18 protein-coding genes, 1 tRNA gene and 2 pseudogenes are annotated in these 14,314 nt (G+C 66.7%); 13 read left to right on the top strand and 8 right to left on the bottom strand.

The window, feature by feature from the left end:
- Nucleotides 1–68 precede the first annotated feature (68 nt).
- Both fhcD and PX52LOC_RS34280 read left to right on the top strand, forming a co-directional pair.
- Nucleotides 69–965 (top strand): formylmethanofuran--tetrahydromethanopterin N-formyltransferase, encoded by an 897-nt coding sequence (gene fhcD / locus PX52LOC_RS34285; RefSeq protein WP_149114299.1) that lies wholly within the window; start codon nt 69–71, stop codon nt 963–965.
- Between the two features lie 49 nt (nt 966–1,014).
- Nucleotides 1,015–1,103: transfer RNA gene (locus PX52LOC_RS34280), tRNA-Ser, on the top strand.
- 91 nt (nt 1,104–1,194) lie between these two features.
- On the opposite strand, the gene PX52LOC_RS34275 is transcribed toward PX52LOC_RS34280, so the two are convergent.
- Nucleotides 1,195–1,434 carry a hypothetical protein gene (locus PX52LOC_RS34275; protein ID WP_149114298.1) on the bottom strand — a complete coding sequence of 80 codons (240 nt, stop codon included), beginning with the start codon at nt 1,432–1,434 and terminating at the stop codon, nt 1,195–1,197.
- A gap of 341 nt (nt 1,435–1,775) precedes the next feature.
- Between PX52LOC_RS34275 and PX52LOC_RS34270 the strand changes: the two genes are divergently transcribed.
- The 5 genes from PX52LOC_RS34270 (at nt 1,776) to PX52LOC_RS34265 (ending at nt 3,130) form a co-directional block, all read left to right on the top strand.
- Nucleotides 1,776–2,033 carry a hypothetical protein gene (locus tag PX52LOC_RS34270; RefSeq protein WP_149114297.1) on the top strand — a complete coding sequence of 86 codons (258 nt, stop codon included), beginning with the start codon at nt 1,776–1,778 and terminating at the stop codon, nt 2,031–2,033.
- Between the two features lie 48 nt (nt 2,034–2,081).
- Nucleotides 2,082–2,258 carry a hypothetical protein gene (locus PX52LOC_RS41345; protein ID WP_168219383.1) on the top strand — a complete coding sequence of 59 codons (177 nt, stop codon included), beginning with the start codon at nt 2,082–2,084 and terminating at the stop codon, nt 2,256–2,258.
- A 68-nt stretch (nt 2,259–2,326) separates the two neighbouring features.
- Nucleotides 2,327–2,491, top strand: coding sequence for a hypothetical protein (locus PX52LOC_RS41340; RefSeq protein WP_168219382.1), 165 nt, complete (start codon nt 2,327–2,329; stop codon nt 2,489–2,491).
- Nucleotides 2,491–2,592, top strand: coding sequence for a DUF4448 domain-containing protein (locus PX52LOC_RS43530; protein ID WP_168219381.1), 102 nt, complete (start codon nt 2,491–2,493; stop codon nt 2,590–2,592). Before PX52LOC_RS41340 ends, PX52LOC_RS43530 begins: the two co-directional genes overlap by 1 nt.
- Nucleotides 2,593–2,719: 127 nt before the next feature.
- Nucleotides 2,720–3,130: a ubiquitin family protein gene (locus PX52LOC_RS34265; protein ID WP_149114296.1), complete on the top strand. Its 411-nt coding sequence runs from the start codon at nt 2,720–2,722 to the stop codon at nt 3,128–3,130.
- Nucleotides 3,131–3,141: 11 nt separating this feature from the next.
- On the opposite strand, the gene PX52LOC_RS43065 is transcribed toward PX52LOC_RS34265, so the two are convergent.
- Nucleotides 3,142–3,834: a hypothetical protein gene (locus tag PX52LOC_RS43065; protein ID WP_246173550.1), complete on the bottom strand. Its 693-nt coding sequence runs from the start codon at nt 3,832–3,834 to the stop codon at nt 3,142–3,144.
- 148 nt (nt 3,835–3,982) lie between these two features.
- Between PX52LOC_RS43065 and PX52LOC_RS34255 the strand changes: the two genes are divergently transcribed.
- On the top strand, nt 3,983–4,243 hold the full coding sequence (locus PX52LOC_RS34255; protein ID WP_149114295.1) for a hypothetical protein: 261 nt from the start codon (nt 3,983–3,985) through the stop codon (nt 4,241–4,243).
- Nucleotides 4,244–4,316: 73 nt separating this feature from the next.
- Here the strand turns inward: PX52LOC_RS34255 and PX52LOC_RS34250 are convergent, their stop codons facing one another.
- Entirely contained in the window at nt 4,317–4,718 is a 402-nt protein-coding gene (locus PX52LOC_RS34250) for a hypothetical protein (protein ID WP_149114294.1), read from the bottom strand.
- 467 nt (nt 4,719–5,185) lie between these two features.
- Here PX52LOC_RS34250 and PX52LOC_RS34245 point away from each other — a divergent pair, with 467 nt between their 5' ends.
- The 4 genes and pseudogenes from PX52LOC_RS34245 to PX52LOC_RS44250 all read left to right on the top strand — a co-directional run bounded on the left by PX52LOC_RS34245 (nt 5,186) and on the right by PX52LOC_RS44250 (nt 7,968).
- On the top strand, nt 5,186–6,202 hold the full coding sequence (locus tag PX52LOC_RS34245; protein WP_149114293.1) for a DUF1214 domain-containing protein: 1,017 nt from the start codon (nt 5,186–5,188) through the stop codon (nt 6,200–6,202).
- A gap of 742 nt (nt 6,203–6,944) precedes the next feature.
- Nucleotides 6,945–7,250, top strand: a pseudogene (locus PX52LOC_RS44260) (IS110 family transposase); the annotation flags it as partial.
- 25 nt (nt 7,251–7,275) lie between these two features.
- Nucleotides 7,276–7,413, top strand: a pseudogene (locus PX52LOC_RS44255) (IS110 family transposase); the annotation flags it as partial.
- Nucleotides 7,393–7,968 (top strand): transposase, encoded by a 576-nt coding sequence (locus tag PX52LOC_RS44250; protein ID WP_390637588.1) that lies wholly within the window; start codon nt 7,393–7,395, stop codon nt 7,966–7,968. The pseudogene PX52LOC_RS44255 and the gene PX52LOC_RS44250, both read left to right, overlap by 21 nt.
- Before the next feature lie 44 nt (nt 7,969–8,012).
- Here the strand turns inward: PX52LOC_RS44250 and PX52LOC_RS34235 are convergent, their stop codons facing one another.
- The 3 genes from PX52LOC_RS34235 to PX52LOC_RS43520 are packed head-to-tail and all read right to left on the bottom strand — an operon-like array spanning nt 8,013 to nt 9,300.
- Complete coding sequence (locus PX52LOC_RS34235; RefSeq protein ID WP_149114291.1) at nt 8,013–8,438, bottom strand: hypothetical protein; 426 nt, start codon at nt 8,436–8,438, stop codon at nt 8,013–8,015.
- A 32-nt stretch (nt 8,439–8,470) separates the two neighbouring features.
- Nucleotides 8,471–8,896: a transposase gene (locus PX52LOC_RS43525; protein ID WP_246173804.1), complete on the bottom strand. Its 426-nt coding sequence runs from the start codon at nt 8,894–8,896 to the stop codon at nt 8,471–8,473.
- Nucleotides 8,893–9,300, bottom strand: a complete 408-nt coding sequence (locus tag PX52LOC_RS43520; protein WP_168219379.1) for an IS5 family transposase — start codon at nt 9,298–9,300, stop codon at nt 8,893–8,895. Before PX52LOC_RS43520 ends, PX52LOC_RS43525 begins: the two co-directional genes overlap by 4 nt.
- An 828-nt stretch (nt 9,301–10,128) precedes the next feature.
- On the opposite strand from PX52LOC_RS43520, the gene PX52LOC_RS34220 reads away from it, so the two are divergent.
- Nucleotides 10,129–12,567: a beta strand repeat-containing protein gene (locus PX52LOC_RS34220; RefSeq protein WP_149114289.1), complete on the top strand. Its 2,439-nt coding sequence runs from the start codon at nt 10,129–10,131 to the stop codon at nt 12,565–12,567.
- A 137-nt stretch (nt 12,568–12,704) separates the two neighbouring features.
- On the opposite strand, the gene PX52LOC_RS34215 is transcribed toward PX52LOC_RS34220, so the two are convergent.
- Both PX52LOC_RS34215 and PX52LOC_RS34210 read right to left on the bottom strand, forming a co-directional pair.
- Entirely contained in the window at nt 12,705–12,839 is a 135-nt protein-coding gene (locus PX52LOC_RS34215; RefSeq protein ID WP_149114288.1) for a helix-turn-helix domain-containing protein, read from the bottom strand.
- Between the two features lie 80 nt (nt 12,840–12,919).
- Nucleotides 12,920–14,302, bottom strand: coding sequence for an MATE family efflux transporter (locus PX52LOC_RS34210; protein WP_149114287.1), 1,383 nt, complete (start codon nt 14,300–14,302; stop codon nt 12,920–12,922).
- Nucleotides 14,303–14,314: the final 12 nt, after the last annotated feature.

Raw genomic sequence — 14,314 nt, 5'->3', positions numbered from 1 at the left:
TGACTTTATAAAATAGCGACCGCGTCCCCAACTGTCTTCGCACGGCTCACCCTGACCGGACGGCCGCCTTGTTCACGATCAACGACGTTCCCATCGAAGACACGTTCGCCGAAGCCTTCCCCATCACCGGCACACGGCTCATCGTGACGGCCGAGACGCCCGAGTGGGCGTGTACCGCCGGCCAGGTCTCCACCGGCTACGCCGCCTCGGTCATCGGCTGCGATGTCGAAGCGGGGATCGAACGCGAACTGCCGCCGGACGAAACCCCCGACGGCCGGCCCGGCGTGTCGCTGCTTTTCTTCGCCTTCAGCCGGGACGCGCTCCAGAAGGCGCTCATCAACCGCGTGGCCCAGTGCATCCTCACCTGCCCGACGACCGCCTGCTACAGCGGCCTCGTCGGCGACCCCGGCAAGAGCATCAAGATTGGCGGCAGCCTGCGCTACTTCGGCGACGGCTGGCAGATCAGCAAGCGGCTCGACGGCGTCCGCTATTGGCGCATTCCGACGATGGACGGCGAGTTCCTCTGCCAGGATGTGTTCGGCACCGTGAAGGGCGTGGCCGGCGGAAACTTCCTCGTTCTCGGTTCGACACAAACAATCGCGCTGCAAGCCACAACCGAAGCCGTGGCCGCGATCCGCGGCGTGCGGAACGTCATCATGCCGTTCCCCGGCGGCATCGTCCGATCGGGGAGCAAAGTCGGCAGTCAGTACAAGGCGTTGAAGGCGAGTACCAACGACGCCTACTGCCCCACCCTCCGCGGCCAAGTCGCGTCGAAACTCCCGAACGGCGTGAACGCGGTCTACGAGATCGTCATCGACGGCCTCGACTTGGCGTCCGTCGCCACGGCCATGAAAATCGGGGTGAGGGCTGCCTGTCGCCCCGGCATTCTCGGCATCACGGCCGGCAATTACGGCGGAACCCTCGGCCCGTACCACCTACATTTGCACGAGAAGCCGTCGACGTGACGTTCGGGTATTGTCAGTGTCGGCATCGGGTGCTAAGATTCGCCGTGTCGGAGAGGTGGCTGAGTGGTCGAAAGCACCGCTTTGCTAAAGCGGCGTGCGAGTAAAATTGCACCGCGGGTTCGAATCCCGCCCTCTCCGCATTCAATCGCCTTCGACGGGCCTTGATCGGCCTCAAACCCCTGGGAAACCGGGGGTTTTTGGTTTTGTGAACTAACCCCGAAATCGCCCTTTAACACACTGGGCGTTCCCTCCTATTGTCATCGGCTCCCCCAGCCATCACTTTCCCCTGAAGACTCCTGTAAAGATTCGCGGAGCCAGTCGAGGCCGAGAACACGGAGGGCAGGGCGTCGATCGCTTCTCCGGCGGCGGCCGTCGTTAATTTTGTGTACCGGTTCATCGTCAACCGCGGGTCGGAGTGGCGGAGGATCGTCTGCCGCACCTTCAGCGGCACGTCGGCCGCGTCGAGCATCGTGGCCAGCGTCCCGCGTGGGGCGGAAGTGGATCGTTCTGCCGAACCCGATCTACGGCGAGTGAGCCAAGCCCCTGGGCCGCGGCCGCTGCGCCCTGGACCGGCTGGCGAAGCCTTCGCGCTAACGGGCGGTGACGCCGCCCGGCCCCAAGGGCTCATCCTGTCAGGCCCGACTCCATGCTGCGAACGAAGGGACCACGTCGTGACGATGGAAGAATCGCAAGCAGCGATGTCCCCGATTCCGAAGGGAGTGGGAACGAATCGGCCCATCGTCCTTGTCGCCGACGCGACTTGCGGGTAACGTCACGGCAAGGCTAGCCCCTCGGTTTGGAGACCCCACCGTGAACGCAACCCAGATCGACGAACTGGCGGCGAGGGCGATGGTGAGTTTGCTGAGCGGGCCGAGGGGAGATGAGTACGTGCGAACGCCGGACCTGTTAGCGAGGCATGCCTACACCGTCGCGGAGGCCATGGCTGAAGAGAAACGGCGAAGGGACGAGGCGGACCGGGATGCTTCGAGCCCGCAGTTCGGGCGGGCGTGGGCGGGCGAGTGGGCCGCTCTCCCGCGCAGGGGTGAGGTTCTGTACACCCGACGGTGATCCTTCTCGTAAGTTTGAGGAACGCCTGTCACAATCGGGAGTGGTCTCATGTCAAACGAGTCGATCGACGAAATGGCCGTGCGAATCGTGGTTGGTCTTTCGGCCAACCCGAACATTCAAGACGTCCTGAACAAGCCGGAGAGTCTTGCAAAGATGGCTTACGCCATTGCGTCGGCGATGGTCGAAGAGCAGAGGAATCGCCAGTCGTCCGCCCCGCAAAAGTAGCCCGCCACTCCGAAGGAGTCACGCCCATGAGTTACCCGCATGTCTAGCGCAAGGACGGGTTCATCGTCATGTCCGGGGTCGGCACGCTGCACTTCCAGGCCCACTCGTTCGCGACGCTGGAGGAGGCGGAGGCTGCTGCCGAGGAGACGGCGGCGAAGGTGTCGGACGTGGTCATCGTGCTGCCCGCGATTTTGTTCAAGGGCACGGTGAGCCTGCGGGCCAACGCAGAGTAGTGAGTAGCCCCGCCATGCCCGTCATCGTCGCCATCGTCTTCCTGCTGGTCGGCGTGCTGTTCTGGTTCGGCACCGGTCGCCACAGGCGCGGGGTGAAGTGACCCGCCGGCCAATTGTCCGCGGGCGACCGTTGGTCGGGGCGAAGTCCGTTTCCTCGGGCAGGTTGTTGCAAGCAGTCCCGGCAACCGTTACGCTATGACGTTCCCACTTCGACGGCCGAGGGCGAGCATGGACTCCCATGAAGATCGGCTGGCGGCACTTCAAGTTCCCGTCGTGTGGCTCGGGCCGGGCGAGGCCGCGGCCGCGTTCGACCGCATTCGCGTCTGCTTCGACGATCGCCGGTACGGCCTGAGCAAGACCGCCTTCACACCGCCCGTGGAGCGGGTGGACGTAGACGCTCCGCCCGAAGTCTTGCGGGCGTGGCTGGGCGAGCGGGTCGGCGGCGGCGAGGAATCGGTACTCGTGGCGTACAGTCGTGACGAAGTGTGCAAGGTGTCCGTGGGGACGTTCGTCGATCTGTGGCACTCCCACTTCTGCCCGCCTGACGATGAGATCGCGATTTTGCCGCCGAACGGTGGGTGGATACTGTGCTACTTCCACGGGGACCAATTCGAGTTCGGGCGAGGCAGTCCGGCATAAAGAATGGCCTGTCACCCCTTCCCGAGTACGCCATCGATGACCCAGCACCCGCGGACGTGCGGCCCATCGCCGCGGCAGTGGGCGAGGATGTCGGCGTCCTCGCACCCCGCGTTCTGTAACGCGTCGGCCAGGGTCGGCATCGCGCCAAATTCGCGGGTGGCATACATGGCCTGCGCAAGGCCGACGGCAGTGTGTGTGAGCCAGGCGGGGGAGAAGGTGATGGGACGAAATATGGGTGCACCCACCACGTCCCGAAGCGTCTCGCAGACGACCCACCGGAAGTAGGAAATAATTCTGCCATCTATCGGGGGCAGCACAAGGTCGTTCAGGTCGGACAGGCTGGAGACGGTTATGCCCTCCGGGATGAATGGCCGGATGAGCCAGAGGGCGGCAGATTCGATGTGCGCAGGGAGAAGACGGACAGCATTCTGAACTGACCACGGATACCCCTTGTAAGCCAGCACGCGGCACAAGGCGGCAAACGGCAGGAGTGCGTCGTGTAACCCTTCACCCGCAATATCTCCATCGGCGTAACGATCCAGAATCGCGATAACGGCCCGTGTGGCTTCGTCGTGATACCAGGCCAGTGATTGGTGCGCGAAGTGAACCATGATGTGCCGACTCTGGCGGTCACTTGCCCGGCCTCGAAGAAACTCGAGCATCGGCGTCGGTTCCGTCTCCGCCAACCACTCCGCTTCCGTCATCGCCCGCCCTCAGTGGTCCAGGCCATGATACCGGGCGGCGGCGATAGGATACTGACCCTTGCCCCGCGGCCGGTGGCGCGGTGGAATGGCGTGCTGGTGGATCGTGCGCCGGCGCACATGAATACTCTGTTCGGCGACGGGGGCTCTTGTGTTGCACCAAGCTTGGAGTGACGGCAGTTTCTTCCCGGTCGTCAACGGTTCGGCTCGGGCCGTCGTCGAGGCCGGGGCGACGGTGGTCTGGACCGTTCAGGCCGCGAGTTGGGTCGCGGCGTTGTCTCGCTATTACGAGTGGCGCGGGTTTGAACCGTACCGCCCGATAGACGACGACCCCGGGATATACACGGCCGAACAGGAGCAAGAGGCGGCCGTGCGAGGTCGCGACGCCGAACCGGGCCCGGCTTCACTCTGACCCACTTCCCACTCAGTAACACTACTTGCCGAAGACGGGCCTTTTCTTACGAGCGGACAACAAGTGCTTCGACCTAATTGCCGTAGAGGATCACAGTCTTCTTTGCCATGAGGGCTAACACCTCCTTCTCAGGCAGTCTGTTGCTGCGGAACAAGATGACCGTCTTCCCCTTCGCCTTGGCCCAGTCGAAGTCGGCACCCTGCTTGTCGGTCAGCCGCCAGTGCTTCACTGTGTATGATTCGCTAACTTCACGCACGTCTTCCGTTCCGACTCGTGCTTTCACCATCCGGCCACCGTTCTGCTCGACAAGGACAACGCGGGTCACGTAAAACTTAAGCGTCCGGGCGATGGTGAATTGGCCGGTGCCGATATCGACGTGGGTGATGCGGACTGGCTCCGTGAGAGGCCCAGCTAAACGCTCAGGGGGCGAGTAACAGAATAGAACGGCATACGCGCCGGCGACGGTCAGAAACATCACATACCCCTTTGAACTCGTGGTCGGGATCGTTTCCGGTCGAGTTTCACACAAAGATTCGGCCTGGGAGCGACTTTCGCCGGTCACATTCCCGCAGCTCCGAAACCTCAACGATTGGAACGACTTTACGTTGGTAAAGTTCCATCGACGGCGGTTATGACCGATTGCTCGGCCTGCTCCGCTCGCGAGAGAAGGAATGGGTGAGGGTTCGCCGGTGACGCCGGCCAGCCCACAGGTCCGCGGCCCGCGCGCCCTGGCAGATTGGACGCCAAGAGCAGGCGGCGGTAGGCGGAGAATGCTTTGCCCGCTGGCACTCGCCGCTTACCACGACTGCCGCACGGGGCCGAACCCCATCGCCAGGTCACTTGCATGACCCTGCACCATCGGCGACGCAAATCAAGGGTGGCCGCGGCGCGAGGGGTGGGTTAGGTTACCACGGGTTCGACACTTCTCCCGAGGATACGGCCATGCGAATCGCACTGTCCGTTACGGCAGTTCTTCTCATCTCAGGGGTGGCGGCCGCCGAGGAGCCGAACCCAAGGCCCGTGACGGTGAACAACTTCATCCGCGCCGAATCCGACCTGTACTTCAGCGCCATCGCGTTGAAGGAAGGCGGCTTCGGGAAGTTCGAGCACAAGCGAGAATTGTCGCCGATCGACCGCCAGACGATCGTCCGCCTGAACCGCGACACGCTCTACTCGGCGGCCGTCTTCGACCTCGACGCGGGTCCCGTCACGATCACGCTGCCGGACGCCGGCAAGCGGTTCATGTCGATGCAAATGATCAGCGAGGACCATTACACGCTGCCGGCCATCTACGAGGCGGGGCGGCACGCGGTCACCCGCGAGGTGATCGGCACGCGGTACGCCCTGGTCGGCATCCGCACCCTCGTGGACCCGATGAATCCCAAGGACATGGACCAAGCCCGCGCCCTGCAGGATGAGGTCAAGGTTGAACAGAAGAGTCGCGGGACATTCGTGGTCCCGAAATGGGACCCCGTGAGCCAGAAGAAGGTGCGCGACGCGCTGATTGTGCTGGGGGCCACGCTGACCGACACCCGCCGGGCCTTCGGGAGGAGGGACGAAGTCGATCCTATCCCGCGGCTCATCTCGGCGGCGACGACCTGGGGAGGGCTCTCGAGCCCGGACGCCATCTACCTGAACTGCACCCCGCCGAAGAACGACGGCAAGACGGGTTACACCCTCACCGTGAAGGACGTGCCCGTGGACGCCTTCTGGTCCGTCAGTCTCTACAACGCCGAGGGCTACTATCAGAAGAACGACCTGGGGGCGTACTCGCTCAACAGTATCACGGCAAAAAGGGACAGCGACGGGTCGGTAACTGTCCACTTCGGCGGGTCGAAGGATGCGGTGAACCACCTGCCGATCGTGCCGGGTTGGAACTATACCGTGCGGTTGTACCGCCCGCGGAAGGAGATCCTCGACGGCACCTGGATGTTCCCGGATGCTCAGGTGGAGAAGTGAAAAACAGCCTCTCGCCGACAGCAATCGGCGACAGGCCCATCTTCCGTATTACCCCGCCTTCAGCGTCGTCACCAACCCACTCACCGCGTCCACGGTTCGCCGACGAGTACGTCGCGCGGATCTTCGGAGAGTTGGAACACAAGCCGCTCAGCCTGTAATTACTGGACGCCTTCGCGGGGCCGTTGCGGGTCGTCGGACCCGCATGCGACCTCGGCTGCGGATCAGGGCACGTGGCCGGTACCTCCACGATCGCGGGGGGGGGGACAGCCACGTCGCACGCCGAGGAAATCGGGAAATTTCTCGTTACTAATTCGGGACATCATTCCTGGCATCCGGGCGACAGCGCCATCTGCCGCCAGGTCGCCCGCCCGTCACTCCTCTTTGACCTCCAGCCGACAGGCCGCCCGAACCGCCTCATATGCCCCTGGCCCTTGCCCCTCGTCAGCGGGCTGGATGCACAACTTGATAAGCACACGGCACCCCTTCCCCCGGTATTAGACCTGGCAGAGAGAGCTACCGGTCAACGGGCCGCCGGGTCCGGTGCAGCGGCTCACATGTTAGCATGCGACCATCGTGAGAGCGAGGCCCGGCGGCCGGATCAACCGCATGCCGCGCCTGAGGCACCGACCTCGAGAACCAGATTGCGGACCGGCTGCCGGCGCTCCTCGACCTCGGACGCTATCCCGGGGCCGCCCCTCCGGGGGCACGACCCTGCATCCGTGAGCATGAGGGGAGGGACGCCGTGGGCACCGACTCCGCGACCGCAACTGTGTTCGTCGGCATCGACGTTTCCAAGGACACGCTCGACGCCTGTCTGCTGCCGCCCGCTGGCGGTGGCCCCAAGCACGCCACCTACGCCAATGATCCGAAGGGGCACGCCGCCCTCGCCGCCTGGGCCGACCGTCATGCCCACGGGCAACCCCTCCACTTCTGCATGGAGGCGACCAGGCCGTACTCCGAAGCCCTCGCCGTTCACTTGGCCGACGCCGGCCGGGTCGTCAGCGTGGTCAACCCGACCCGCATCAAGTACGCCGGCCTGGCCTGGGACCGGTCCAACAAAGACCGACCGCGCCGACGCCCGGCTCATCGCCGAGTACGCCGCCCGCGAGCGGCCGCCGGCGTGGCGACCCCCGCCGCCGCATGTGCGGGAGTTGCAGGCGTTGGTGCGGCGGATCGACGACCTGACCGAGATGGCCGCCCGCGAGAAGGGCCGGCTCGCCTCCCCGGCCTTGACCACGCCCGCCCGCCGGTCGATCACTCGCACCGTGCGGCTGCTGGGCCAGGAGGCCGCCCGCGTCCGGGCCGAGGCCGACGCGGTGGTCGCGGCGACCGCGGCACTGGCGGCGGACCGCGACCTGCTGGAGTCGATTCCCGGCGTCGGGCGGCCGACGGCGACCACCCTCCTGGCCGAGTTGCGGGCCAGCCCGCCGTACGCGGCCGCCCCGGCGGCGGCCGCGTACGGCGGGCTGGCCCCGAAGGAGTTCCAGAGGGGCACGAGCGTCAAGCGGCGGACCCGACTGAGCAAGGCCGGGAATGCCCGGCTGCGGAAGGCGCTGTTCCTGCCCACCCAGACGGCCGTCCGGTTCAATCCCACCCTTCGGAGTTTCTTCGCAAGCCTCACCGACCCCGACCGCCGCGGCGGCGGGCCGAAGGCGAAGATGCAGGCCATCGGCGCGTGCATGCGGAAGCTCGTCATGATCTGCTACGGCGTCCTCAAGGACCGGACGCCGTTCGACCCCAACTGGGGATCAAGAATCGCCACTTGACAACACGCTATCTGGTTCGGCGGCCCTTTGCTGGCCGATCGCGGCTATCCGCCGATCTTGCTCACGGGGAACTCCAACCGCCAGTATCCCGCCCCCTTTTCGGGAGACGAGGCCGAACCGGTGAACCGCACCGACAGCACATCCATCGGGCTGTAGGACGTACTGATGCCGATCTCCTGTGCCTCGCCTGGGGACCACCGGGGGTAGTACCGCCTCCCGCGGTAGGTCGCCCCGCCGGGCGAATCCAGGCCCGCCCCGAACTCGATCTCGCAGCTTGTCAGCACCTCGTCCCCGGCGTTGCGGATCGCGATCCACTCGCCGTGGAGAGCCACCTCGAAGGCCGAGTAGGTCGGCGGCGTTGGCATCCTGAGCGGTGTCGCCGTTTGCGAGTACCAGAAATACGCCAGGGCCATGAAGGTGGCCGTCGTCAGGGCGACGCGGATGCGGAATGCTAACTCGGATGGCTTCATAACGACCACGCCTTCCGTCGCCGAACAGTGTATTAGGCCGTGTTGATGTTCCTGAGTCGCCGTAGTCGCAGGACGCCGAACACCAAATGGACCACACCGAGGAACATCGTCTTCCGCTTCTCGTACCGGGTGGCGAACCGGCGGAACTGCTTGGCCTTGCCGAACAGCCGCTCCACCTTGTTCCGCTCTCGATACCCGTCCGGCAGGAACGGCTGGGGCTCGACCCGGTTGCTCCGGCTGGGAATGTTCGGGAACACGTCCCGGTCGACGCACGCCTGCCGCTGGTCGTCCCCATCGAACCCCTTGTCGCACACCGCCTCGTCGAAGTGCGGCACGCGAGCGATGGTGGCGTCGAGCAGCGGCTCCAACCGCGGGGCGTCGTGGGCTTGGCCCGGCAACACTTCGACGGCGAGGGCCGTGCCCTCGTCGACGGCCGCCACGAGAACCTTGGTGGTCAGCCCGCCCCGGCTGCGGCCAAGACCCTCACGGCGAGCACTTCGTGCCGCCCCGATCTTTTTTTCTTCCGCCGTGCCCCGGCCGCATGCTGGTGGGCGCGGACGACGGTGGAGTCGACCAGGATGCGGCGGACGTCACCCAGGTCGGGGTTGGCGGTCAGCAGTTCAAACAGCCGCCGCAGGCTGCCCGAGCGGGTCCACCGGCCGAACCGGTGGTACACGGCGTCCCACGCCCCGAACTCGCTCGGCAGATCCCGCCATGGGATGCCGGTCCGGGCCCAGTACAGGATTGCCTCGAAGAACATGCGGTCGGACAGGCGTGGCGGCTGGCCGCCGGTGAACTGCTTGGCCTGGGCGACGAGCGGTTCGAGGATGGCCCAGTGGTCGTCCGTGAGCAAGTACCGCACGGCGTCGTGCCTCGGAATGGTCGGGATCGACCTAAACTCTTACCCCGAACGAACACGGCCTAGTCTGCGCTTGCGCATGATAACAACGGCATGACATTGGACCCGACCGGTGAGCGTCGGTCAAGTCCTTGGGTGGCGAGTTCCGCCGAGACAATCGACGGTCGGCCGCGCAGACTAACACGGTAACGCACCTTGCGCGGCGACGGCGGAAAGAACCAACCCGGCCGGCGCGTTGCTGAGTGGGAACAGCACGCCCGATCCGAAGCCGACGAGCATGGCGGCCGCACCGGCGAACGCGACCGTCTACAGTAGGGCGGCGGCGATGTCGCGGATGTCCATGCGAGACATGTTCATCGTCTGCGACTCAAGTGTAGCCGTAAGACACTTTCGCCGTCTCGGATGATTTGGCGTGGATGGCTCATCGTTGGTCACGTTCGCGACAATTTGGGTCGCGTAATGCATACAGGGCGAGTCGTCAAAATGCGAGTAGTTTACCCAATTATCCTAAATACGCCTTTCTGATCTAAACGTTGTGTTCATATCACAACAGCACGTGCCTAATTTCTCAGCACGGGTTCTCTCCTCTCCTTTGGGTGTAGCATGCGCCGACATTTCAGCCGACCCGTGGTTCTTCCGTCGATGCGTTCAAGACTGATGGTTCACATGTTGGAAAACCGGCTCGTCCCAGCGACGTTTACGGTCACAACCGTACTCGACACGGACGATGGCGGGACATCGGACGTTAGTCCGGGAGCCGACGGAGTCTTGTCTATCCGGGAGGCATTCCTTGCCTCGAATGCTACCACTGCGACCGCGGCGACACCGAACGTGGTGCAGTTTAACATCCCCGGGACCGGGGTCCGGACGATCGCGGTCGGGTCCGGGGTGACGGCCACGGCCCTGCCCGCCCTGACCCAGCCGGTCGTCGTGGACGGGTACACCCAATCTGGGGCCAGCCCGAACACCCTCGCCAACGGGGGCGACGCCAAGATACTCATCGAACTGAACGGCACCGCCGCCGGGGCTACCGCCAGCGGGATCGAGTTGGCCGAGGGCAGCGGCGGGAGCACGATCCGCGGGCTGGTCGTCAACCGCTTTGCCGGGAACGGCGTCCTCGTCGACTCGGACGGCAATACCATCGCGGGCAACTACGTCGGCCTCGACGCCACGGGGACGACGGCCCAGCCGAACCAGGTCGACGGCATCGTCGTCCGCGGGGCGTCGAACAACACGATCGGGGGCACCACCCCGGCGGCCCGGAACGTGTCCAGTGGTAATGGCTTGGACGGCATCCACGTCGTCGGCGACTTGACCAGCGCGGCGTCCGGGAACTTGATCCAGGGGAACTTCGTCGGGGTGAACGCCGCCGGCACGGGTTCGGTGGGCGTTCGCCCGGGCGGGCCGCTCGTGGGGACGACCGCCGGCAACTTCCTGTTCGGCATCGAGATCAGCGGCGGGACCGGCAACACGGTCGGCGGCACCACAGCCGGTGCCCGCAACGTCGTCGGGTTCAACGGGGCCGGCATCGAGGTTGACAACGGCGGGCAGAATAACGTCATCCAGGGCAACTTTTCTGGCGTCGGGGCCGACGGGACCAAGCCCGTCGGGAACGTCTTGCACGGCATCGTCCTTCGGTCGAACGCGAACTTGGCGGCCCCGCTCGGGCCGGGCCAGGCGAACGAACCGGCCGTCGCGAACAACCTCGTCGGCGGCACAGCCGCGGGGGCGGGCAACACGGTCGCGTTCAACGGGACCGGCGGGGTCGCCGTGTTTGGCAACCCGATCGCCCTCTCGAACCAGCCGAACGTCGGGAACGCCATCCTCGGCAACAGCATCTACCGGAACGGCCGGAGCAACCCGACCACGCTCCTCGGCATCGACCTGACGAACGGGTTCGCGTTCCCGACGGACGACGGGGCGACGGCCAACGACGCGAAGGGCCACGGCACGCCGGCCGACCCGAACAACTTCCAGAACGCACCCGTCCTGACGGCCCTGACCGCGGGCGGGACGACGCTCACCGGCACGCTGACCCAGAGCATTTCGCCGAGCACGGCGTTCCGGGTCGAGGTGTTCGCGAGCGATGCCGACCCGGCCGGGGCGGCCGCCGAGGGCCAGACGTTCCTCGGGTTCGCGACCGCGACGACGGACGCCACCGGCGCGGCGACGTTCACGTTCACCCTGCCGGCAACGGCGGCCGGCCGGACCATCACGGCCACGGCCACCGACCCGGCCAACAACACGTCCGAGTTCTCCAACGCCCTGATCGTACCGGCCCGGGGGACCGAGGTTCTGGTCGGGTCCAAGCAGTTCGCGGTCGGTTCGGACAGTGGCGGGTCGAGCGTCAGCGTTTTGAACGCGGACGGTTCGCAGGCGTTCGCCATCGCCGCGCCGTTCGGGGCCGGGTTCACCGGCGGCTCCCGCGTCGCGACGGCCGACTTCAACGGCGACGGCGTGCCCGACGTGGCGATCGGGACCGGCCCCGGGGCGGCCACCCAGGTGATCGTCGTCGACGGGAAGACGCAGGCGCAACTGTTCAGCGTCCAGCCGTTCGAAGCCGCCTTCACCGGCGGCGTGTTCGTGGCGGCCGGGGACGTGACCGGCGACGGGAAGGCGGACTTGGTCGTCACCCCCGACGAGGGCGGTGGGCCGCGGGTCGACGTGTTCACCGGGAACGGGTTCACCCGCATCGCGAGTTTCTTCGGGATCGACGATACGAACTTCCGGGGCGGTGCCCGGGCGGCCGTCGGCGACGTGAACGGGGACGGCGTCGGGGACGTGGTCGTGGCCGCCGGCTTCGGCGGCGGACCGCGGGTGGCCGGCTTCGATGGGAAGTCGCTCACCGGCACCCCGACCAAGGTGTTCGCCGACTTCTTCGCGTTCGAGCAGACACTCCGGAACGGCGTGTTCATCGCCGTCGGGGACGTGAACGGGGACGGTGTCGCGGACATCATCGCCGGGGGCGGGCCGGGCGGCGGCCCGCGGGTGACGGTCTTCTCGGCCGCCGGCCTGACGGCAGCCGTGGCCCCGACTACGGTCCTCGCGAACTTCTTCGCGGGGGATGTGAATAACCGCGGCGGAATTCGTGTGACCGCCCGGAACCTGGACAACGACGCCAACGCGGACCTCGTCGTCGGGTCCGGCACCGGGGCCGGTAGTCACGTTACCGTGTACCTTGGGAAGAGCGTCCAGGCAACGGGCGTGCCCGCGGCGGCTCTCGACCTGGACGCCATCGCCGGATTTACCGGCGGGGTCTTCGTCGGCTAACCCGACGGAATCATGCCGTCAAACGGAACCGCCCGCGGCGATCGCCGTGGGCGGTTTTCTGTACGGGATCGAACCTCCCCGCCGGGGGGGAGCAACAGGAACAGATCATTGACTTTGGCATCGACGTCGGGCGTTGTTCACGAATCGATGGTTGTGCCGTCGCCACCCGTGTACGCTTCCAGGTCGGCCGACCGGATGCGATACTGGCCGCGGACCTTGAACGACTTCAACTCGCCGGACCGGGCCAGCGCCTGGACGTTTTCCGCAGGCACCCCGCAGCCGCTTGGTCACCTCCAGGCCCAAGGCGTGGCACTCTGCGAGCCTCTGCTGTGTGTCACGCCGGACATTCCCTTTACGTTCCGCGGCCGGCCAGCCCCAATTCCCGCCGCATGACCGCCACCATCACGAGGCCGTAGGCCGCCAGGCCGCCGGCCATGAGCAGGAACAGCGTCTCCAGCCCCGAGTGGTATTCGAGCATCGCGATCGCCCCGAGGCCGCCGGCCACCGCTAGCCGGGTGAGCGTGGCGAACAGCGGCTTCACTACCCGCCCGCGGCCCTGAGCGACGAAGTACAGCGACAGCCCCAGGCCGAGGAACGCATAGGCGGGGCCGACGCGGGTGAGGTACGCGGCCCCGACGTTCAGCACTTCCTCGTCGGTCGTGAACAAGCCCATCCAGGCGGTGGGGAACATCGCCGCCGTGGCCCCGATGGCACCGCACGCGGCGGTGGCCAGGGCCGCCCCGGTTCGCGTCAGCCGCCGGACCCGTGCCACGTCCCCCGCGCCGTCCGCCGCCGCGACCAGCGGGACGAGTGCCGACCCGATTCCGAACACGACCGGGATGAGCAGGTATTCGAGCCGCCCGCCCGCGCCGTACCCGGCGATGGCCGCGGTCCCGGCCGGGGCCACGAGCGTCGTGAGGGCGACGAACGTCAGGTTGGTCAAGATCGTGCTGGCCGCGCTCGGGACCGACACCCGTAGGATTCGCACGGCCTCCCCGTGGCGGGGAAGGAGCGAGACGAAGCCCGGCCGTGTCGGCGACCGCCACACCGCCCGCAGCAAGACGGCGGCCATGACGACGTTGTTACCGACCACAGCCCACGCCGCCCCGGCGACGCCGAACCCCAAGGTGAAGATGACGAGCGGTGACACGGCCAGTGTGACGAGCCCCGCTACTGCGCCGGCGGCCGCGGGGTAGGCCGCGTTCCCGCCGCCGCGGAGGACGCTGGCGGCGGCGTTGAACGCCCAGAACGGCACGGCCCCGAGGAACAGCACGTTCGAGTACAGCACGGCCGCGTCGAGGGCCGCCCCGGTCGCGCCCATCGCGGCGTAGATGGTTCGGCCGAACGCGAGCATGACCGTTGTCGTCGCCAGCCCGAGCAGGACGGCCATGCCGATCCCGGTCCCGCCCAGCCGCGCTGCGTCGGCCGCCCGGCCGGCCCCCAGCGCCCGCGCCACGCCGGACGCGACCCCGCCGCCGTAGGCCCCGGCCGAGAGGGTGGTCATGAGCATGACCAGCGGGAAGCTCAGCGACACGCCCGCCAGCGCGTCGGACCCGAGCCGCCCGACGAACGCCGCCTCGCCGGCCGCGATCGCCCCTTGCAGCAGCATGAGGGCCACCGTCGGGGCCGCCAGCCGCAGAAGTGTTGGCAGGACCGGCCCATCCAACAACCGCCGGCCCGGCGGGGCCGCCTGGCGCACCTTCTCCGTGACGCTCTCCACCGTTGCAACGCTCATCGTGCCTCCCGG

The organism is Limnoglobus roseus, from assembly GCF_008254045.1.
GTDB classification, from domain to species: Bacteria; Planctomycetota; Planctomycetia; order Gemmatales; family Gemmataceae; genus Limnoglobus; species Limnoglobus roseus.
This window is presented reverse-complemented; position numbering and strand designations above follow the sequence as displayed.